Raw genomic sequence first — 19,588 nt, forward strand, 5'->3', positions numbered from 1 at the left:
GAGCGCAACCGTGACCGACCAGCACGACCACGACGGCCCCGACGCCGCTCTCCGGGCCGACATCCGCCGCCTCGGCACGCTGCTCGGGCAGACCCTGGCCCGGCAGGAGGGCCGCCCGCTGCTCGACCTGGTCGAGGAGATCCGCGCCCAGGTCCGCTCCGACGTGCCGGCCGCCGCCCAGCGCCTCGCCGGGCTCGACGTCACCACCGGCACGAAACTGGCCCGCGCCTTCTCCACCTACTTCCACCTGGCGAACATCACCGAGCAGGTGCACCGCGCCCGGGACCTGCGCCGCCGCCGCGCCACCCACGGCGGCTGGCTGGACCAGGCGGCCAAGATGATCGCCGAACGGGGCGTACCGGCCGAGGAGATCGCCGCCGCGGCCCGGCGGCTGGCCGTACGCCCGGTCTTCACCGCCCACCCCACCGAGGCGGCCCGCCGGTCCATCCTGTCCAAGCTGCGCGCGGTGGCCGACGAGCTGGACACCGAGACCGCCAACGCGATCCTCTACGGCGCCAGCGACGAGGGCCCGGCGAACCGCCGCCTGGCCGAACTGCTCGATCTCATGTGGCAGACCGACGAGCTGCGGCTGGACCGGCCGGACCCGACCGACGAGGCGCGCAACGCCATCTACTACCTGCGGGACCTGTACGCCGAGGCCGCGCCGCAGGTCCTCGACGACCTCGCCGACACGCTGCGCACGCTCGGCGTGGAGACGTCGCCGACGTCCCGCCCGCTGAGCTTCGGCACCTGGATCGGCGGCGACCGCGACGGCAACCCGTTCGTCACGCCGGTGGTCACCCGCGAGGTGCTGCGCATCCAGCACGAGCACGGCATCGCCGCCACCGAGAAGGCGATGGACGAGCTGATCACCGAGGTCAGCGTGTCCCGGCGGCTGCGCGCGGTGTCGCTCGACCTGTCCGCCAGCCTGGCCAAGGACCTGGACGCGCTGCCCGAGGTGGCGCCCCGGTTCCGCCGGGTCAACGCGGAGGAGCCGTACCGGCTCAAGGCGCGGTGCGTGAAGGCGAAGCTCGCCAACACCCGGGAGCGGCTGCGCACCGGCACCCCGCACGTGCCCGGGCGGGACTACCGGGGCTCGACCGAGCTGATCGCCGACCTGGAGCTGCTGCGCGCGTCGCTGGCCCGCAACTCCGGCCAGCTCACCGCCGTGGGCCGGCTCGCCTCGGCCATCCGTACGGTGTCCGCGTTCGGCCTGCACCTGGCCACCATGGACATCCGGGAGCACGCGGAGAAGCACCACGAGGTGCTGGCCCAGCTCTACGAGGCGGTCGGTGAGGTCTCCGACTACCCGGCGCTGTCCCGGCTGGAACGCACCAAGCTGCTCGCCGACGAGCTGACCGGCCGACGGCCGCTCTCCACCCAGGACAGCCCGCTCACCGAGTCGGCCCGCAAGACGTTCGACGTGTTCGCGGCCATCCGCGAGGCGCAGGACCGGTTCGGCCCCGAGGTCATCGAGTCGTACATCATCTCGATGACGCTCGGCGTGGACGACGTGCTGGCCGCCGTGGTGCTGGCCCGCGAGGCCGGCCTGGTGGACGTGCACTCCGGGCGCGCCCGCATCGGCATCGTGCCGCTGCTGGAGACCCCGGCCGAGCTGAACGCCGGTGGCGAGCTGCTGGACGAGCTGCTGTCGCTGCCCGCGTACCGGGCGCTCGTCGCCGCCCGGGGCGACGTGCAGGAGGTGATGCTCGGCTACTCCGACTCCAACAAGGAGGCGGGCATCACCACCAGCCAGTGGTCCATCCACCGGGCGCAGCGCGCGCTGCGGGACGTGGCCGCGCGGCACGGCGTGCACCTGCGGTTGTTCCACGGCCGGGGCGGCACCGTCGGCCGGGGTGGCGGCCCCACGCACGACGCGATCCTGGCCCAGCCGTACGGCACGCTGGACGGCGCGATCAAGGTGACCGAGCAGGGCGAGGTCATCTCCGACAAGTACACGCTGCCGGCGCTGGCCCGGGAGAACCTGGAACTGACGGTGGCCGCGGTGCTCCAGGCCACGCTGCTGCACACCGCGCCCCGGCAGCCGGCCGAGATGCTGGAGCGCTGGGACGCGGCCATGGACGTGGTCTCGGAGTCGGCGTTCCGGTCGTACCGGTCGCTGGTCGAGGACCCGGATCTGCCCGCGTACTTCTGGGCCTCCACCCCGACCGAGCTGCTCGGCGCGCTCAACATCGGCTCCCGGCCGGCGAAGCGCCCGAACACCGGCGCCGGACTGTCCGGCCTGCGCGCCATCCCGTGGGTGTTCGGCTGGACGCAGACCCGGCAGATCGTGCCGGGCTGGTTCGGCGTGGGCTCCGGGCTGGCTGCCGCGCGGGCGGCCGGGCTGGCCGACGTGCTCGCCGAGATGAACCGGAACTGGCACTTCTTCCGCACGTTCCTGTCGAACGTCGAGATGATGCTGACCAAGACCGACCTGACCATCGCCCGGCGGTACGTCGAGACGCTGGTGCCGAAGAAGCTGCACCCGATCTTCGACAAGATCGAGCAGGAGTACGAGCTGACCAAGCAGGAGGTGCTGGCGGTCACCGCGTCACCGGCGCTGCTGGACAACTCGCCGGTGCTCCAGCGCACGCTCGCCGTGCGGGACACCTACCTGGAGCCGCTGCACCACCTGCAGGTGGCGTTGCTGCGGCAGTACCGCGAATCCGGCGCCGCCGGGCGGGCGGTGGTGACCGCGCCGGGCGGGCGGCGTGCCCCGAACGACGGTACGGCGCTGGAGCGGGCGCTGCTGACCACCGTCAACGGCATCGCCGCCGGCATGCGCAACACCGGCTGATCTCCCCGGGCGGGGCACTCGTGCGAGCGAGGGCCCCGCCGGGGCCGGCTACCAGTCGCCTCCGCCGAAGTCACCACCGAAGTCGCCGCCGCCGAAGCCGCCGTAGTCCCCGCCGCCGAAGTCGCCACCGGCGTAGTCGCCCTGGCCGCCCATGTCTCCGCCCATGTCGCCGCCCTGGTCGCCGAAGTCCTGGCCGTCGCCGAAGCCCTCCTGGTAGCCGGCGTCGTACCCGGGGTCGGCGAACGCGGGTGAGAACAGCGCGTCCGCGATCAGGAGACCACCGACCACACCGACGCCCGCGCCGAGCGCGGTCTTCCACCACGGCGTGGAGTACCAGCCGGCCGGCACCGGCCGCCCCTGGAACCGGCCACCCGGGTAGTAGTAGGGCGTCGCGTTCCCCGGCTGCGGGCCGGCCCGGAACGTCTGCCCCTGCACGTCGACCTGGCGCTCCTTGGTGAGCGCGCCCGCGCCCTGGGCAGCGGCGAGCGGCGGCAGCTCCGGACCCGGGTCGATGCCCATCGCGGTCCGCGCCGCCCGGATGTACGCCAGCCCCTCCAGCGCGGTCTCCCGGGCCAGCCCGAACTGGCGCGGCGTGGTCGCCTGCTCCAGCTGCGAACCGGCCGCGTTGTACCGCTCACCGGCGTCGGCGAGCGCCTGCCGGACCGCCGGGGCGTCGCCGTGCAGGTTCATCAGCTGGCCGCCGAGCCGCTCGTACCACCGCTGTGCCTCGGCGCGGGCGTCGGCCAGCTCGTTGGCCCGACGCGATCTGCTCCCCCACCGCCAGAACACGAACGCACCTCCGAGCAGCAGGATCAGGACCAGCCACAACGCGAACTCCATGACTCGAACGTACCCACCGGGCGCGAGTCGTACCCGTTTGGCAAGCTCTTGGCCATGAGCTTTGCGACGCTGGCCGTGGTGGTGCTCTGTCTCGCCGCGGGCGGCGCGGTTGGCTGGCTGGCCGCCCGGGCGCGCGCCGCGGCGGACATCGCCCGCCTGGAGGCGACACTGGCAGCCACCCAGGCGGGTGAGGGCCGGCTGGAGCAGTCCATGCGGGCGCTCAGCTACGAGGCCACCGCGCAGTCCCAGGAGGCGGTGGCCCGCGCGGTCGCGCCGCTGCACGACACGCTGCGCCGCTACGAGCAGCGGGTGGCGGAGCTGGAGCGGGACCGGGTCGACGCGTACGCCGAGCTGCGCGAGCAGGTGCGGTCGATGAGCGCCGTCTCCGGCGAGCTGCGCACCGAGACCAAGCAGCTGGTCGCCGCGCTGCGCGCGCCGCAGGTGCGGGGCCGCTGGGGCGAGCACCAGCTCCGCCGGATCGTCGAGGCCGCCGGCATGCTGGAGCACTGCGACTTCAGCGAGCAGGTCACCGCCGCGACCGACCACCAGGGGGTACGCCCCGACCTGGTGGTACGCCTGCACGGCGGCCGGACGGTGGTGGTGGACGCGAAGGCGCCGTTCGACGCGTACCTGACCGCGATGGAGGCGCGCGACGAGCGCGGGCGCGACACCCACCTGGACGCGCACGCCCGGCACCTGCGTGCGCACGTGGACGGCCTGGCCGCCAAGTCCTACTGGTCGGCGTTCGACCAGACCCCCGAGTTCGTGGTGCTGTTCGTGCCGGCGGACCCGTTCCTCGACGTGGCGCTGCAACGCGACCCGTCCCTGCTGGAGCACGCGTTCGCCCGCAACGTGGTGCTCGCCACGCCGGCCACGCTGGTGGCGCTGCTGCGCACCGTCGCCTACTCGTGGCGGCAGGAGGCGCTGGCGCGCAACGCGGCCACCGTCCACTCGCTGGCCCGCGAGCTGTACGGGCGGCTGTCCACACTGGGCGACCACGTCGGCAAGCTCGGCAGCTCGCTGAGCGGGGCGGTCACGGCCTACAACCGGGCGGTGGGCTCACTGGAGGCGCGGGTGCTCGTGAGCGCCCGCAAGCTGGCCGAGCTGGGTGTCTCCGACGACGAGCTGGCCGCGCCGGCGCAGGTCGAGCTGGCGCCGAGGCAGCCGCAGGCGCCGGAGCTGCTGGGCGCGCCGTCCACATCGGCCGAGAGGTCGACGGACGTCGACGCCTAACACGCCGCACGTGATGACGTAGACCGATTCTTGTCACGGACTGATCACAAACCCAGGCCGGGTAGTGACACCTGCCGTCGTGAGACGCAGGATCACCGTCACACGTGCCCTGCCCCTTCGAGGGCCCTGTTCTCTGGAGGAAGAGAACGTTGAGTAAACCCCGCACGCGCAGCCGGCGTCCGTCCGCCGCGCTTCTGGCCTCGGTCCTCGCGGCCGGTGCCCTGACCGTGGGAGGTGGCGCCGGTACCGCGAGCGCCGCCCCCGCCACCCAACCCTCGCAGCCGACCGCCGCGAAGGCACTGGGCGCACACGACGCCAAGCTGCTCGACGAGGCCGAGGCGAAGAACGCGCCGACCGTCACGATGATCATCGCGGCGAAGAAGGGCTCGGCCAAGAAGGTCGTCGACGGCCTGACCGGCCTCGGCGCCACCGTCAGCCAGCGATACGACCAGATCGGCTACGTGCTGGCGAAGGTCCCCACCGCGAAGGCGCTCAAGGCCGCCACGCTGCCCGGTGTCGCCGCCGTCGACCTGGACGAGACCATCAAGCTCCCCGACCCGGCGCCCGAGGCGGCACCGAAGGGCGCGAAGACCGCCACCCAGGCCCAGGCGCTGGCCGGGCCGGGCGGTGACACCGGCGCGGTGAACCCGTACATGCCGACCAACGAGACCGGCGCGGAGGCCTTCAAGGCCGCGAACCCGCAGTGGGACGGCCGCGGCGTCACCATCGGCATCATGGACTCCGGTGTGGACCTCGACCAGCCGGCGCTCCAGACGACCACCACCGGCGAACGCAAGATCGTCGACTGGGTCACCGCCACCGACCCGCTGGAGGACGCCTCCTGGCGGCCGATGCTGACCGAGGTCAGCGGCCCGTCGTTCACCACCTCGCTGGGCACCTGGACGGCGCCGGCCGGCAACTACCGGTTCAACGTCTTCCGCGAGAACATCACCGCGAACAGCGACGCACGGGGTGACCTCAACCGCGACGGCGACACCACCGACTTCTGGGGCGTGCTCTACAACCCCACCACCGGTGACGTGCGCGTCGACGCGAACCAGAACAACGACTTCACCGACGACGAGGTGATGCGGCCGTACAAGGAGAAGTTCCAGGTCGGTCACTTCGGCACGGACGACCCGGCCACCGCCGTACGCGAGCAGATCCCGTTCGTGGTCGAGTACCGGCGCAACGTGGACACCGCCCCGGTCGGCGGCCCCGGCCTGGTCGACTACGTCAACATCGGCATCATCGAGAGCACCCACGGCACGCACGTCGCCGGCATCACCGCCGCCAACGACATGCTGGGCAACAGCGCCTTCGACGGTGCCGCCCCCGGTGCCAAGCTGGTCTCCGCCCGCGCCTGCTCGTGGGGCGGCGGCTGCACCGCGGCGGCGCTCACCACCGGCATGGCCGACCTGGTGATCAACCGCAAGGTCGACGTGGTGAACATGTCGATCGGCGGCCTGCCCGCGCTCAACGACGGCTCGAACGCCCGCGCGGTCCTCTACAACGACCTGATCAACACGTACGGCGTGCAGCTGTTCATCTCGGCCGGCAACTCCGGTCCGGGCGTGAACACGGTCGGCGACCCGTCGGTCGCCACCGACGTGGTGAGCGTCGCGGCGAGCATCAGCAAGGACACCTGGCTGGCCAACTACGGCTCGGTGGTCCGCAAGGACAACGCGCTGTTCAACTTCTCCTCGCGCGGCCCGCGTGAGGACGGCGGCTTCAAGCCGAACATCACCGCCCCCGGCTCGGCCATCTCCACCGCGCCGACCTGGCAGCCGGGCAACCCGGTGCCGGAGGCGGGCTACCCGCTGCCCCCGGGCTACCAGATGCTCAACGGCACCTCGATGGCCGCCCCGCAGGCCACCGGCGCCGCCGCGCTGCTGCTGTCGGCCGCCAAGGCGACCGGCAAGGGCGTCACCCCGGCCGCGCTGCGCCGGGCCGTCTACACCTCGGGCCAGCCGATCACCGGCGTCCCGACGTACGCGCAGGGCTACGGCATGTTCAACGTGCCGGGCGCGTGGAGCCTGCTCGCCAAGGGCGTTCAGACCCGCATCTACACCTCCGAGGCGCCGGTCTGCACCGAGCTGTCGCCGAACCTGACCCGCTACGACCGGGCCTCCGGCACGTTCGTGCCGAACCCGAACGTCGGCACCGGCCTCTACAACCGCTGCGCCGCCGACCGTGGTGGCCAGAAGGTCAAGGAGAGCCGCCACTACGAGGTGAAGCTGACCCGTACCAGCGGCCCGAACAAGGGCATCAAGCACGAGGTCGCCTTCCGCGGCAACGACGGCACCTACAGCGCCCCCAAGGTGGTGTGGCTGCCGCTGAACAAGACCGTCACGGTCAAGGTGAAGGCCAAGCCGATGACGGCCGGCGCGCACGGCGCCATCATGACCGTCGACGACCCGGCCACCTCCGTTGTCGACTTCGAGGTCGCCACCGTCGTGATCGCCTCGAACCCGGTCGCCGCTCCGGCGTACTCGTTCTCGGCCGACGGCTCGGTCGAGCGCAACGGCTTCCGGTCGTACTTCGTGACGGTGCCGCCGGGTGCGGGCGCGCTCCAGGTCAACCTGTCCGGCATCGCCACCGGCTCGCAGACCCGGTTCATCGCCATCAACCCGTACGGCGTGCCGGTCGAGAGCACCGCCAGCACCGCCTGCTACACCAACTTCTCCGACGCCGCGGTCTGCAAGCCGCAGGAGCGGGACTACCAGAACCCGCTGCCGGGTGTGTGGGAGATCGAGGTGGAGGCGCGTCGCACCTCGCCGGCGCTGGACAACCCGTTCCGGCTCCAGGCCCGCGTGCAGGGCGTCAAGGTGGAGCCGGCCGTGGTCCAGCTCCCGTCGGTCACCGCGGGCACCCCGGCCCCGGTGAGCTGGAGCCTGACCAACACGTTCGGCCCGGTCCAGGTGACCGGCGTCGGCGGCCCGCTGGCCAGCGTCCGGACCGAGCGGCCGAGCATCACCGAGGGCGCCAGCCAGGAGTACGTGGTGGAGGTGCCCGCGGGCGCCACCTCGTTCACCGCCCGGATCGGCAACCCGTCCGACCTGAGCGCCGACCTGGACCTGACCGTGTTCCGCGGCACCACCCAGGTGGGCCAGTCGGCCGACGGTGACTCGGAGGAGGCGGTCACGCTGACCAACCCGACGCCGGGCACCTACCGGGTCGTGGTCGACGGTTACTCGATGAGCGACCCGAGCACCGCGTACGACTACCGGGACTCGTTCGCCTCCCCGGAGCTGGGCACGCTCTCCGCGCCGTCCACGCCGCTGTCGCTGGCCAACGGCGCCACCGCCACCCTCACCGGTGCGGTGACCGCCCTGTCCACCCCGGCCGCCGGCCGGGAGCTGTACGGCGACCTGGCCGTGACCACCACCGAGGGCGCGGTCGTCGGCCGCGGTTCGGTCGAGGTCGTCGCGGTCAACTGATCCGCTGACACGACGGAGCCCCGTCCCCTCTCGCAGGGGGCGGGGCTCCGTCGTGTCGTCGTCAGGCGGGGCGGGCGGACTCGACCACGAACGGGGTGCCCTGCTGGCAGGTGGTCATCATGCCCGGTTCGGGGTGGCCGGTGACCTCGACCCGGGCGCCGGCCTTGAGCACGTCGCGCGGGCCGCCGACGAGCAGGTGGCCGTCGAGCAGCAGGCAGTTCGGCTCCACGCCGGCCTGCACGGTGCCGCTGATGACGGTGCCGCCGACACCCGGCGGGGTCGACGGGCCGCCCTTCCAGGAGGGGTTCGGACGGCTCGGGCTGGTGCCGGGGTCGGGCTGGCTGGTCACGGGGGCGGCTCCCGTCGTACTCGGGCTGGGGCTGGGATCGGTGGACCCGTCGCCGGGTGCGGCGCAGGCGGTCAACGCGAGACCGGCGAGCAGTGCGACGAGCACCGTACGAGGAGTCTTCATGCTCGGTTGGACGCGGCGGGCGGCCGATCCGTTCCCGGTCAGCCGCGGGCCGCGGCGGCGGCCTTCATGTCGCGCTTGAGCTCCTGCGGCAGCGAGAACGTCAGCCGCTCGTCGGCGGTGGTGATCTCCTCGACGTCCCCGAAGCCGCGCTCGGCCAGGTGCGTGAGCACCTGCTGGACCAGTTCGTCCGGCACGCTCGCGCCGGAGGTCACACCCACGGTCCGGGCGCCGGTCAGCCAGGCGTCCTCGATCTCGTGCGCGAAGTCGACCAGGTAGCCGGCGCGGGCCCCGGCGTCGAGCGCCACCTCGACCAGCCGGACCGAGTTCGAGGAGTTGCGCGAGCCGACCACGATCACCACGTCGCACTCGGGGGCGATCTCCTTGACCACGTGCTGGCGGTTGGAGGTCGCGTAGCAGATGTCGTCGCTGGGCGGCGACTGGAGCAGCGGCAGCCGCTTCTTGAGCCGGGCCACGGTCTCCAGCGTCTCGTCCACCGACAGCGTGGTCTGGGACAGCCAGACCACCTTCTCCGGGTCGCGCACGGTGACCTTGTCGACGCCGTCCGGGCCGTCGACGAGCTGGATGTGGGCGGGCGCCTCACCGGCGGTGCCGATGACCTCCTCGTGCCCCTCGTGGCCGATGAGCAGGATGTCGTAGTCCTGCGCGGCGAACCGGCGGGCCTCGTGGTGCACCTTCGTGACCAACGGGCAGGTCGCGTCGATCGCCCGCAGTGAGCGCTGCTTGGCCTGCTCGTAGACCTCGGGGGCCACGCCGTGGGCGGAGAAGATCACGGTGGCGCCCTCCGGCACCTCCTCGTTCTCCTCCACGAAGATCGCGCCCTGGGCCTCCAGCGTGCGCACCACGTGCTTGTTGTGCACGATCTGCTTGCGCACGTAGATCGGCGCGCCGTAGAGCTTCAGCGCCTCCTCGACGGTCTGCACCGCCCGGTCCACGCCCGCGCAGTAGCCGCGGGGGTTGGCCAGGAGCACGCGCTTGCCGGTCCGGGGAGTCGTCTCAGCGTCAGTCACCCGCCCATCGTACGTGCCGCTCTCCCGCGCGGCAGCGGCCGCGAGGCGCACGCGGGCGCTGTCGGTCCCGGGCCGTAGGGTGGGCGGGTGAGCGCGGGAGAGGACGGCCGGGGGGCACCGGACGGGCGGAGCACGGCCGAGGAGCCGTGGCCGGTCCGGGTGGTCAGCCAGAAGGTCGGCGCCTGGATCGCCCGCCTGGGCTGGGTCTGGGTCGACGGTCAGGTGGCGCAGATCAGCCGCCGTCCCGGAGCGAGCACCGTCTTCCTCACGCTGCGCGACCCGTCGGCCGACCTCAGCCTCACCGTCACCACCAACCGGGACGTGCTGGACGCGGGCGCGCCGGAGCTGCGTGAGGGCGCCCGGGTGGTGCTGCACGCCAAGCCCGAGTTCTACGCCGCGCGGGGCACGCTGAGCCTGCGGGCCGACGAGATCCGTCAGGTCGGTCTCGGTGAGCTGCTGGCCCGGCTGGAGAAGCTCAAGAAGCTGCTCGCCGCCGAGGGCCTGTTCGACCGGTCCCGCAAGCGGCGGCTGCCGTTCCTGCCGGGCCGGGTCGGCCTGATCACCGGCCGCGCCTCGGCGGCCGAGCGGGACGTGCTGACCAACGCCCGCCGCCGCTGGCCCGCTGTCGACTTCCGCACGATCAACGTGGCGGTGCAGGGGCCGAGCGCGGTGCCGGACATCGTCGGCGCGCTGAAGGTGCTCGACGCCGACCCGGCCGTCGACGTGATCGTCGTCGCCCGCGGCGGCGGGGGCATCGAGGATCTGCTGCCCTTCTCCGACGAGGCGCTGTGCCGGGCGGTGTTCGCCTGCCGCACGCCAGTGGTCAGCGCGATCGGCCACGAGACGGACGCGCCGCTGCTCGACTACGTGGCCGACGTCCGCGCCTCCACCCCGACCGACGCGGCGAAGCGCATCGTGCCGGACCTGACCGAGGAGGTCCGGCTGATCGGCCAGGCCCGGTCCCGGCTCGAACGGGCCGTTCGTCACCTGGTCGACCGGGAGCAGCACCGGATCGACCTGCTGCAGTCCCGTCCGGTGCTGGCCCGGCCGCAGGTGATGGTCGAGCAGCGGGCCGTGGACGTGTCCGCGCTGCGCGACCGCGCCGGCCGGTCCCTGGAGCACCGGCTGCGGGGCGCGACCGACGACCTGCGGCACACGCTGGCCCGGCTGCGCGCGCTGTCCCCGGCGGCCACGCTGGAGCGCGGCTACGCGATCGTGCAGCGCGCCGACGGCCACGTCGTCCGCGCGGCCTCCGAGGCGGCCAAGGGCGATCCACTGCGGGTACGCCTCGCCGAGGGCGAGCTGACCGCCACCGTCGACGGCTGAGGAAAGAGAGACGATGACCGGGACGAAGCAGGACGAACAGCTCAGCTACGAGCAGGCCCGCGCCGAGCTGGCCTCGGTGGTGGAGAAGCTGGAGGCGGGCGGCACCTCGCTGGAGGAGTCGCTGGCCCTCTGGGAGCGCGGCGAGCAGCTCGCCGGGGTGTGCCAGCGCTGGCTGGACGGCGCCCGCGCCCGCATCGACACCGCCCGCCAGCGCGCCGAGGACTGACGGTGTGGGGTTCGGCGCGAGCGCCGAACCCCACCGAGGACGTCAGTTGAACAGGTTGTACAGCTCGGCGGGGGCCTCGACGACCTGGTCGGCCGAGGGCTTCTGGGCCGGCGCCGCGTTGCCGTAATCGGTGTAGGTGATCTTCAGGTCCTGCGCGGCGCTCTGGCCGGCGGCCGGGATCTTGAGCACCATCTCGCTGAGCCGGCCCTGCGTGTCTACCTTGGCGGTGAACGGCACCGACTGGGCCTGCGCACCGAGCGCGGTGATCACGGCCGGGTCGAGCGAGCCCGCCTCGGCGGCCTTCGACACGTCGACGGTGCCCTCGTACGCACCCTCGCCGGTCTGCCGTACCTCGGTGATGCCCTGGGTGAGCACGGCGCTGCCGGCCGGGTCGAGCTTCTCGAAGTCGAAGCCCAGCGCCCGGTTGCCCTTGATCCGGTTCTGGTCGAGGTGGTGGTACTTGCCGGTGTTGAGGTTCTTCACGCCGGGGATCTGCGAGGCCGCCGTGCCGCCGAGTTCCAGCTTGACCCAGCTGTCCGGCTTGGCGTGGATCAGGTCCAGCTTCATCATCAGGTCCGACGACGGGTCGCCGATGGTCATCCGCATGTCGGCGCTCTGGCTCGGCTCGTGCACCTGCCCCTCGGCGGTGGAACCCGCGCCGGTCATGGAGAACTTGAAGTTCCCCTCGCGGATCGCGTTCGTGGAGTCGAGCAGAGCCTGCTTGGCCGCGCTGCTGGACGCCGTGGCGCTCGGTGCGACGCTGCCGGACGCGCTCGGGGTCGCGGAGGCGTCGGACGTCGTCCCGTTGCCGTTGCAGGCCGCCAGGCCGGGAATGAGCAGCGCCGCGGCGAACGCGGTGGCGCTGAAGCGTCGAATCTTCACGTCAACCTCTCCAGGTGGGTCGTCCGGGCTCGATGTCCCTTCTGTTCCCGGAAGCGGGGTTCCGCAATCCCGCCTCACCCGGAGGGAGGACGTCAGCGCAGCGACGTGGCGAGCTTGCGCAGCTCCGTCTCGCCCGCGTCACCCACCACGATCACCGTGCGGTTCGGCTCCAGCAGGACGAGCGCGTGCTCGTTGCCGCGTGCGGTGTAGCGCTGCCAGCTCAGCCCGCCGGGCAGGTCGGCCGCCCCCTGCGGCTGCCCCTCGGTCAGCTCGGCCGGCAGCAGCTTCTCCGCCGGGACGTTGCTCTCCACGAGCTGCGCGCCCCGGCCCTCCGGGGTCACGTACCCGATCCGCAGCGTCGAGCCGTCCGCCTCGGTCCGGAAGCGGGCGTTGACCGTACGCCAGTCGTCGCCCAGCCCGGTCGGCTCGGCGACCGGGAAGGCGTTCGCGGAGCGGGCCTGCTCCAGCGCGGGCGCCGGGTCGACGGTGACCGGCGAGTCGCCGCCGAGGAAGCCCCGGTAGAAGGCGAGCAGCAGCGCGATCGGGACCAGCAGGATCAGCAGGGACAGCGCCATGTCCTTCGGCGACCGCTCGGACCGGCCCTTCTCCTTGCCGGCGGGCGGCGCGGGGGCGTCCGCCACGGCGGCCGGCTCGCCCCGGTCCGCGACGAGCGCGGGCTGACCCTCGGACGGGGCCGCGCCGCCGTCGGGTCGGACCGGCGGCTGTCCCTCCGGCGGGGTGGCGTCGGTCGGTGTGCGGTCGGCAGGCTGTGCGGCTTCCACCCGGCCATTGTCGCAGCCCACCGGGTGACGTGATCCTGGCCTCCTCCGCCCCGCCGGGACGGCGAACCTGAGATCGTGTGAGGATCAGCGACAAAACCGGCGGCGGTGACCGCCGGTCCCACCCCGCAACGTCGCGAGGAGGCCGCCATGACAACCACCAGTACGCGGACGCCCCAGGATCTCGACCGCAACCTCGCCCTCGATCTGGTCCGGGTCACCGAGGCCGCGGCGATGGCCGCCGGCCGCTGGGTCGGCCGGGGCGACAAGGAAGGCGGCGACGGCGCAGCAGTCGACGCCATGCGAAAGCTGATCAACTCGATTCCGATGCGCGGCGTCGTGGTGATCGGCGAGGGCGAGAAGGACAACGCCCCGATGCTGTTCAACGGCGAGGAGGTCGGCGACGGGACCGGCCCCGAGGTGGACGTGGCGGTCGACCCGATCGACGGCACCACGCTGATGAGCAAGGGCATGCCGAACGCGCTGGCGGTGCTCGCGGTGGCCGAGCGCGGGGCGATGTTCGACCCGAGCGCGGTCTTCTACATGGAGAAGCTGGCGGTCGGCCCGATGTACGCCGACGTGGTGGACATCAACGCCGGGGTGGCCGAGAACATCAACCGGATCGCCAAGGTCAAGGGCACCGACGCCGCCGAGGTGACCGTGTGCGTGCTGGACCGGTCGCGCCACGACGACCTGGTCAAGCAGATCCGGCGTACCGGCGCCGGGATCCGGTTCATCTCCGACGGCGACATCGCGGGTGCCATCGCGGCGGCGCGCGGCGAGTCGGACGTGGACGTGCTGATGGGCATCGGTGGCACCCCGGAGGGCATCACCGCCGCGTGCGCGCTCAAGTGCATGGGCGGCATGATGCAGGCCAAGCTCTGGCCGAAGGACTCCGACGAGCGTCGCAAGGCGCTGGACGCCGGGCACGACCTGGACCGGGTGCTGTTCACCGACGACCTGGTCACCGGCGACAACTGCTTCTTCGTGGCCACCGGTGTCACCTCCGGCGACCTGCTGCGCGGTGTGCGCTACCGCTCCGGCGGCGCGTACACGCAGTCGATCGTGATGCGCTCCAAGAGCGGCACCATCCGGGTGATCGACTCGTACCACCGCCTGGAGAAGCTCGCCCTCTACTCGGCTGTCGACTTCGACGGACGCCCGCTGGCCGAGCAGGAGTGAGCAGAGCCGGGACGGTGGCACCACCGGCACCGCCGACGCTGTCGACCGGGCGACGTGTCGCCGGTGTCGGGTTGGCCACCGCCTCGGGCGTGATGGTCGCCGTGCAGTCCCGGATCAACGGTGAGCTGGGCGTACGCCTGGCCGACGGGATCGCCGCCGCGGTGGTCTCGTTCGGCGTGGGTCTGCTGATCCTGCTGGTGCTGGTCCCCGCCACCCCCGGTGGCCGGCGGGGACTGTCCGCCCTGCGCGGCGCGTTGCGCACCGGCACGCTGCGCCCGTGGCAGTGCCTGGGCGGGGTGTGCGGCGCGTTCCTGGTGGCGACGCAGGGGCTGACCATCGGCGCGCTCGGCGTGGCGGTCTTCACCGTCGCGGTGGTGGCCGGGCAGTCCGGCAGCAGCCTGCTCGTCGACCGGGCCGGCATCGGCCCGGCCGGCCGGCAGCCGGTCACCCCGAACCGGCTGATCGGCGCGGTGCTCACAGTGCTCGCCGTCCTGCTGGCGGTGGGCGACCGGCTCGGTGACCCGCAGGCGCTGGCGCTGGCCCTGCTGCCGCTGGCGGCGGGGGTGGGCATCGCCTGGCAGCAGGCGGTCAACGGGCGGGTCCGGGCGGCCTCGGGCAGCGCCATGACCGCCACGCTCGTGAACTTCACGGTCGGCACGGCGGCGCTGCTCGTGACGTTCGCGGTGGACCTGGCGGTACGTGGCCGGCCGGCCGGCGCGTTCCCGGACGAGCCGTGGCTCTACCTCGGCGGCCCGCTCGGCATCGTGTTCATCGCGCTGGCCGCCGCCCTCGTCCGGTTCACCGGGGTGCTGCTGCTCGGCCTGGCCACGATCGCCGGGCAGATCGTCGGCGCGGTGCTGCTGGACCTGCTGCTGCCGACCGCCGCCTCACACCCCGGGCTGGACACGCTGCTCGGCGCGGCGCTGACCATGGTCGCCGTGCTCGTCGCCGCCTTCGGCCCGGCCCGCCGCCCCTAACGGGCGGCGACGGGCGCAGCGGCACGCAGGCCGGTGACCATCTCGTCGACGACCCGGTCCAGCGGCGTCCCCTCGATCCCGAACGTCTCGCTCGCGGCGGTGGAGTCCATCACGAACGGCCCGGCGAACTGGTGCGCGGTCTCCCGCATCTCCCGGGCGAACGGGTCGGCCAGGCCGCCGAGCCAGAGCACCGGGTAGGGCATCCGGGTCAGCCGGGGCGCCGGCGCCCCGGCCCGCTCCGCGGCCCGGTCGGCGAGCGCCCGCATCGACATCGGGGGCGCGCTCGGCACGTGCCAGGCCCGTCCCCAGGCCCGCGGGTCGGTGGCGGCGGCGACGAGGGTACGGGCGACGTCTCCCACGTACGTCCACGTGTGCGGCGCGTCCCAGGCGACCGGCAGGAACACCCGCTGCCCGGCGAGCACCTTGGGCAGCACCATCATGGGCAGCGACTTGCCGCCGAGGCCGATGTAGTCGGAGCCGCGTACCTCGGTGATCCGGGCCCGGCCGGCGCGGTGGGCGGCCAGGGCGTCGGCCCACATCCGGTTGCGGACCCGGCCCTTGACGCCGGTGGCGGCGAGCGGGGTCGCCTCGGTCATCGGCGCGTCGACCGGGCCGTACCCGTAGAGGTTGCCGACCGTGGTGAGCACGGCGCCGCTGCGCTCGGCGGCGGTGAGCAGGGCGGCGGCGAGCGGCGGCCAGTCCGTCGGCCAGGTGTGGTACTCGGGGTTGGCGCAGTTGTAGAGCGCGTCAGCGCCCTCGCTGAGCGCGGTGAGCCGGTCCGCGTCGGCGGCGTCGGCGGCCACCCGCTCGATCGCCGGGTGCTCGGGGCCGGTGCCGCGCCGGGTGACCACCCGGACCCGCTCGCCGCGTTCGGCGAGGAGGCGGGCGGTGGCGGTGCCGACGGGGCCGGCGCCGACGATCACGTGCAGTGCCATGACAGGTCCACCTTCACTGAAGCAGTAATCCGAATCGAGAGCACCGCTCTCGCAACAGAGCATGACCCATGCGGGCGGATCGCGTCAAGAGCAGTGCTCTCTCTTTTGATTGCTGCTCTCATCCGTGGCAGAGTGAGGGCATGGTCGCTCCCTCGCTCCGCGCCCGGGTCCGCGCCGGGATGATCGAAGAGATCAAGACGGTCGCCCGCCGCCACCTGGACACCGACGGCGCGAACCTCTCCCTGCGCGCGGTCGCCCGCGACCTCGGCATGGTCTCCTCGGCGATCTACCGCTACTTCCCCAGCCGCGACGACCTGCTCACCGCGCTGATCCTGGAGGCGTACGACGCGCTCGGCGACGCGGTGGAGGCGGCCGACGCCGCCGCCGACCAGGCCGACCTGCGCGGACGCTGGCTCGCCGCCTGCCGGGCCGCCCGCGCGTGGGCGCTCGACCACCCCGCCGAGTACGCGCTGCTCTACGGCAGCCCGGTGCCCGGGTACGCGGCCCCGGACGACACCGTCGCACCGGCCCAGCGCCCTCCGGTGACCCTGGTCGGCATCCTGCGCGACGGACTGGCCTCCGGCCGGCTCACCCCGCCCGACGAGGATCTGCCCGAGCCGCTGCGCGGCGACGTGGCCGAACTGGTCGGGCTGCTCGGCATGGACGTGCCACCCGCACTGCTGGCGCGCGGCATGGCCGGCTGGACCCAGCTGTTCGGGCTGATCAGCTTCGAGCTGTTCGGCCGGATCAACCGGGCGCTGCCGCACCGCGACGAGTACTTCGACCACCAGATCGGCCTGATGGCGGACCTGGTCGGCCTGCCCTGACGCCGATCGGCGTCAGGTGCCGTCGGAGGAGTGACCGGGGAACAGGTGCGCGGTCGGGTCGATGACGACAGCCGCGTTGTTCACGGCGGTGGCGGCCTCGCCGAAGCCGGTGGCGATCAGGCGGACCTTGCCCGGGTACTCGGTGATGTCCCCGGCCGCGAACACCCGGGGCAGGTTGGTGGCCATGGCGCTGTCCACCACGATGTGCCGCCGGTCGAGGTTCAGCCCCCACTCGGCGAGCGGGCCGAGGTCGGCGGTGAAGCCCAGCGCGGCCACGACGGTGTCCACCGGCAGCGTCTCCACCTCGCCGCCGCGTACGGTCAGCTCGGCGCCGGTGACCGCCTCCTCGCCGTACAGGCGGCTCACCTCGGCGTTGACCACGATCCGCACCGGCAGCGCGCGCACGCGCTCGATGGTGGCCGCGTGCGCCCGGAAGCGGTCCCGCCGGTGCACCAGCGTCACCGACCGGGCCAGCGGGGCGAGCGTGGCCGCCCAGTCGAACGCCGAGTCGCCGCCGCCGACGATGAGCACGTGCCGGTCGGTCAGCTCGGTCGGCTGCGGCACGAAGTAGACGATCCCGCCGCCGGTGAAGCTCTCCGCGACCGGCAGCGGCCGGGGCGTGAAGCTGCCGAGCCCGCCGGTGACCAGCACCGCGCCGCAGCTGAGCTGCTCACCGCCGGCGAGACCGAGCACCGGCCGGCCGTCGAGGTAGGACAGCTTCTCCGCGCGTACGCCGAGCCGGTAGTCGGGGTGGAACGGCGCGGCCTGGGCGACCAGGTTCGTGACCAGCTCGCGGCCCTTGATCGCGGGGAAGCCGGCGACGTCGAGGATCAGCTTCTCCGGGTACATGGCGGTGACCTGACCGCCCGGCTCGGGCAGTGCGTCGATCACCGACACGGAGAGTCCACGGAAACCGGCGTAGTAGGCGGCGAAGAGCCCGGCGGGACCGGCCCCGATCACGGCGACATCGACCTCGCGCATGGCGCACCGTCACTTTCCGCTTCGGGGTCAACCCGTGCTGATGCGGAAACGGTAGGCGGGCGGGTGGCCGTGGGCAAGCACGTCCCGCGGTTCGATCAACGCGCCGTCAGGGCAGCGTCATCCTCGGTGAGCCGAGGCGGTCGGACTCGCCGGTGTCGTTGCGGCGGCGGAACAGGATCGCCGCGACCACGCCGCCGAGCAGCCCGAACAGGTGGCCCTGCCAGGAGATGCGCTCGTCGGTCGGGAGGATGCCGAGCAGTTGCCAGCCGTAGAGCAACCCGACCAGCAGGCCGACGGCGAAGTTCCACCAGCTCCGCTCCACCACGCCCCGGGTGAGCAGGATGCCGAGGTAGCCGAAGATCACGCCGCTGGCGCCGACCACCACCGAGTCGGGCGAGCCGGTGAACCAGACGCCCAGGCCGCTGACCAGGATGATGACGGCGGTGGACCAGAGGAACCGGCGGGTGCCGGCGGCGAGCACGAACGTGCCGAGCAGGATCAGCGGGATGCTGTTGCTGTAGAGGTGGTTCCAGCCGGCGTGCAGGAACGGCGAGAAGAAGACGCCGTCCAGGCCCTGGAGCCGCTGCGGGATGATGCCGGCGGTGTAGTCGAGGCCGAGTCGCAGGCCGACGTCGAGCGCCTCGATGAGGAACAGCACCGGCACGACCGCGCACATCGCGACGAAGGCCCGGCCGAGCGCCGCGTAGAACGCGTCGGTGCCGAACCGGTGGGGGTCGCCGCTAGGGCCGTACCAGGTCACCTACCAAGAGCTATCAGCAAAAGCGGTCGGCCGCCAGTCGGGCGGCGGTACGACGACGGCGGGACACCCGGGTCTGCCCGCGTGTCCCGCCGTCGTGGTGATGTCAGTACCAGCCCGAACTCTGCGACTTCTGCCAGGCGCCGCAGGGGGTGTCGTACCGGCCCTTGATGTAGCCGAGACCCCAGGTGATCTGGGTCGCCGGGTTGGTCTTCCAGTCGTCGGCGACCGAGGCCATCTTGCTGCCCGGCACCGCCTGCGGGATCCCGTACGCCCCGGACGAGCTGTTGGAGGCCTTCGGGTTCCAGCCGCTCTCCTTGGTCCAGAGCTTGTCCAGGCAGGGGAACTGGTCGATGCCGAAGCCCTTGTCGAGCATGATGGCGCAACCGACCTTCCGGTTGCCGCTGTACTCCGCGCAGGAGGACGGGATCGGGCCGTCGTACGGCTTGATCTTCGCCTCCTTCTCCGCCTCCTCCGCCGCGGCCCGCTCCTTCTTGCGGGTGGCGGCGGCCGCCTCGGCCTTCTTGGCCCGCTCGGCGGCCTCCTTCGCCGCCGCGGCGGCACGCAGCTTCGCCTGGTACTCGGCGGCACGCTGGCGGGACGAGTCCACGCGGTGGTCGGACAGCCGGTCGCGCTGGTACGCGTGCTCCGCCTGGTCGACCTCCAGGCCGACCTGCGCGGTCAGGCCCTGCTGCTGGGTCTGTCGATCCTCACCCAGATAGAAGCCGCCGGCGACGCCCACGGAGAGCAGCGCGACAGCGGCCGTACGGGCGCCGAACCGGCTCCAGAGCCGACTCACGAAGTTTCCCTTCGTCGGGGGCAGGGACACGGCACGCGCATGGCCCTGTCGGGTCACGCCGGTGCCGTGAGCGCACCGGTACCGGTGTGACTCCGGGCCGTGTCCGG

17 protein-coding genes are annotated in these 19,588 nt (G+C 72.8%); 8 read left to right on the forward strand and 9 right to left on the reverse strand.

Annotated features, from left to right (window positions below; all coding sequences use genetic code 11):
* Nucleotides 1-10 precede the first annotated feature (10 nt).
* The gene (gene ppc / locus ACN27C_RS03075; protein WP_252453101.1) at nucleotides 11-2,797 is read left to right on the forward strand and encodes a phosphoenolpyruvate carboxylase; all 2,787 of its coding nucleotides are present in this window, start codon (nucleotides 11-13) and stop codon (nucleotides 2,795-2,797) included.
* A 48-nt stretch (nucleotides 2,798-2,845) separates the two neighbouring features.
* Here the strand turns inward: ppc and ACN27C_RS03080 are convergent, their stop codons facing one another.
* Nucleotides 2,846-3,637: a hypothetical protein gene (locus tag ACN27C_RS03080; protein WP_120571610.1), complete on the reverse strand. Its 792-nt coding sequence runs from the start codon at nucleotides 3,635-3,637 to the stop codon at nucleotides 2,846-2,848.
* 54 nt (nucleotides 3,638-3,691) lie between these two features.
* Between ACN27C_RS03080 and ACN27C_RS03085 the strand changes: the two genes are divergently transcribed.
* Together ACN27C_RS03085 and ACN27C_RS03090 are read left to right on the forward strand one after the other, a co-directional pair.
* Nucleotides 3,692-4,870, forward strand: coding sequence for a DNA recombination protein RmuC (locus tag ACN27C_RS03085; RefSeq protein ID WP_121684786.1), 1,179 nt, complete (start codon nucleotides 3,692-3,694; stop codon nucleotides 4,868-4,870).
* 149 nt (nucleotides 4,871-5,019) lie between these two features.
* Nucleotides 5,020-8,310: a S8 family serine peptidase gene (locus ACN27C_RS03090; RefSeq protein ID WP_422750396.1), complete on the forward strand. Its 3,291-nt coding sequence runs from the start codon at nucleotides 5,020-5,022 to the stop codon at nucleotides 8,308-8,310.
* A 61-nt stretch (nucleotides 8,311-8,371) separates the two neighbouring features.
* On the opposite strand, the gene ACN27C_RS03095 is transcribed toward ACN27C_RS03090, so the two are convergent.
* Both ACN27C_RS03095 and ACN27C_RS03100 read right to left on the reverse strand, forming a co-directional pair.
* The gene (locus tag ACN27C_RS03095; protein ID WP_358169503.1) at nucleotides 8,372-8,782 is read right to left on the reverse strand and encodes a hypothetical protein; all 411 of its coding nucleotides are present in this window, start codon (nucleotides 8,780-8,782) and stop codon (nucleotides 8,372-8,374) included.
* A gap of 38 nt (nucleotides 8,783-8,820) precedes the next feature.
* Nucleotides 8,821-9,810, reverse strand: a complete 990-nt coding sequence (locus ACN27C_RS03100; protein WP_199733183.1) for a 4-hydroxy-3-methylbut-2-enyl diphosphate reductase — start codon at nucleotides 9,808-9,810, stop codon at nucleotides 8,821-8,823.
* 87 nt (nucleotides 9,811-9,897) lie between these two features.
* On the opposite strand from ACN27C_RS03100, the gene xseA reads away from it, so the two are divergent.
* A complete protein-coding gene (gene xseA / locus ACN27C_RS03105; RefSeq protein ID WP_422750397.1) occupies nucleotides 9,898-11,136 on the forward strand; it encodes an exodeoxyribonuclease VII large subunit in 1,239 nt (412 codons plus the stop codon).
* Between the two features lie 13 nt (nucleotides 11,137-11,149).
* Nucleotides 11,150-11,362, forward strand: a complete 213-nt coding sequence (locus ACN27C_RS03110) for an exodeoxyribonuclease VII small subunit (RefSeq protein WP_422750398.1) — start codon at nucleotides 11,150-11,152, stop codon at nucleotides 11,360-11,362.
* 42 nt (nucleotides 11,363-11,404) lie between these two features.
* Here the strand turns inward: ACN27C_RS03110 and ACN27C_RS03115 are convergent, their stop codons facing one another.
* Nucleotides 11,405-12,244: a hypothetical protein gene (locus tag ACN27C_RS03115; RefSeq protein WP_120571617.1), complete on the reverse strand. Its 840-nt coding sequence runs from the start codon at nucleotides 12,242-12,244 to the stop codon at nucleotides 11,405-11,407.
* Nucleotides 12,245-12,336: 92 nt separating this feature from the next.
* A complete protein-coding gene (locus ACN27C_RS03120; RefSeq protein ID WP_422750399.1) occupies nucleotides 12,337-13,026 on the reverse strand; it encodes a DUF4245 domain-containing protein in 690 nt (229 codons plus the stop codon).
* Between the two features lie 147 nt (nucleotides 13,027-13,173).
* On the opposite strand from ACN27C_RS03120, the gene glpX reads away from it, so the two are divergent.
* Nucleotides 13,174-14,205: a class II fructose-bisphosphatase gene (gene glpX, locus ACN27C_RS03125; protein ID WP_252453116.1), complete on the forward strand. Its 1,032-nt coding sequence runs from the start codon at nucleotides 13,174-13,176 to the stop codon at nucleotides 14,203-14,205.
* Nucleotides 14,206-14,297: 92 nt separating this feature from the next.
* Nucleotides 14,298-15,182 carry a DMT family transporter gene (locus ACN27C_RS03130; RefSeq protein ID WP_422751569.1) on the forward strand — a complete coding sequence of 295 codons (885 nt, stop codon included), beginning with the start codon at nucleotides 14,298-14,300 and terminating at the stop codon, nucleotides 15,180-15,182.
* Here ACN27C_RS03130 and ACN27C_RS03135 read toward each other — a convergent pair.
* On the reverse strand, nucleotides 15,179-16,117 hold the full coding sequence (locus tag ACN27C_RS03135) for an NAD-dependent epimerase/dehydratase family protein (RefSeq protein ID WP_422750400.1): 939 nt from the start codon (nucleotides 16,115-16,117) through the stop codon (nucleotides 15,179-15,181). The two genes, ACN27C_RS03130 and ACN27C_RS03135, sit on opposite strands and share 4 nt — an antisense overlap.
* A gap of 140 nt (nucleotides 16,118-16,257) precedes the next feature.
* Between ACN27C_RS03135 and ACN27C_RS03140 the strand changes: the two genes are divergently transcribed.
* A complete protein-coding gene (locus ACN27C_RS03140) occupies nucleotides 16,258-16,944 on the forward strand; it encodes a TetR/AcrR family transcriptional regulator (RefSeq protein WP_422750401.1) in 687 nt (228 codons plus the stop codon).
* Nucleotides 16,945-16,956: 12 nt separating this feature from the next.
* Here ACN27C_RS03140 and ACN27C_RS03145 read toward each other — a convergent pair whose 3' ends face one another.
* The 3 genes from ACN27C_RS03145 to ACN27C_RS03155 form a co-directional block, all read right to left on the reverse strand.
* Nucleotides 16,957-17,925 carry an NAD(P)/FAD-dependent oxidoreductase gene (locus ACN27C_RS03145; RefSeq protein ID WP_120571622.1) on the reverse strand — a complete coding sequence of 323 codons (969 nt, stop codon included), beginning with the start codon at nucleotides 17,923-17,925 and terminating at the stop codon, nucleotides 16,957-16,959.
* Nucleotides 17,926-18,031: 106 nt separating this feature from the next.
* Nucleotides 18,032-18,685 (reverse strand): rhomboid family intramembrane serine protease, encoded by a 654-nt coding sequence (locus tag ACN27C_RS03150; protein ID WP_121685217.1) that lies wholly within the window; start codon nucleotides 18,683-18,685, stop codon nucleotides 18,032-18,034.
* 103 nt (nucleotides 18,686-18,788) lie between these two features.
* Nucleotides 18,789-19,481, reverse strand: a complete 693-nt coding sequence (locus ACN27C_RS03155) for a transglycosylase SLT domain-containing protein (RefSeq protein WP_205775922.1) — start codon at nucleotides 19,479-19,481, stop codon at nucleotides 18,789-18,791.
* Nucleotides 19,482-19,588 lie beyond the last annotated feature (107 nt).

Source organism: Micromonospora sp. WMMD1219 (assembly GCF_049315215.1).
In the GTDB taxonomy this organism is placed as follows: Bacteria; Actinomycetota; Actinomycetes; order Mycobacteriales; family Micromonosporaceae; genus Micromonospora; species Micromonospora tulbaghiae.

What these genes read in the sequence shown, in the direction of transcription:
- glpX (WP_252453116.1), top strand. Translation starts at nt 13,174, where the DNA reads ATGACAACCACCAGTACGCGGACGCCCCAGGATCTCGACCGCAACCTC.
- ACN27C_RS03085 (WP_121684786.1), top strand. Translation starts at nt 3,692, where the DNA reads ATGAGCTTTGCGACGCTGGCCGTGGTGGTGCTCTGTCTCGCCGCGGGC.
- ACN27C_RS03110 (WP_422750398.1), top strand. Translation starts at nt 11,150, where the DNA reads ATGACCGGGACGAAGCAGGACGAACAGCTCAGCTACGAGCAGGCCCGC.
- ACN27C_RS03140 (WP_422750401.1), top strand. Translation starts at nt 16,258, where the DNA reads ATGGTCGCTCCCTCGCTCCGCGCCCGGGTCCGCGCCGGGATGATCGAA.
- ACN27C_RS03130 (WP_422751569.1), top strand. Translation starts at nt 14,298, where the DNA reads ATGGTCGCCGTGCAGTCCCGGATCAACGGTGAGCTGGGCGTACGCCTG.
- ACN27C_RS03145 (WP_120571622.1), bottom strand. Translation starts at nt 17,925, where the DNA reads ATGCGCGAGGTCGATGTCGCCGTGATCGGGGCCGGTCCCGCCGGGCTC.
- ACN27C_RS03135 (WP_422750400.1), bottom strand. Translation starts at nt 16,117, where the DNA reads ATGGCACTGCACGTGATCGTCGGCGCCGGCCCCGTCGGCACCGCCACC.
- ACN27C_RS03080 (WP_120571610.1), bottom strand. Translation starts at nt 3,637, where the DNA reads ATGGAGTTCGCGTTGTGGCTGGTCCTGATCCTGCTGCTCGGAGGTGCG.
- ACN27C_RS03095 (WP_358169503.1), bottom strand. Translation starts at nt 8,782, where the DNA reads ATGAAGACTCCTCGTACGGTGCTCGTCGCACTGCTCGCCGGTCTCGCG.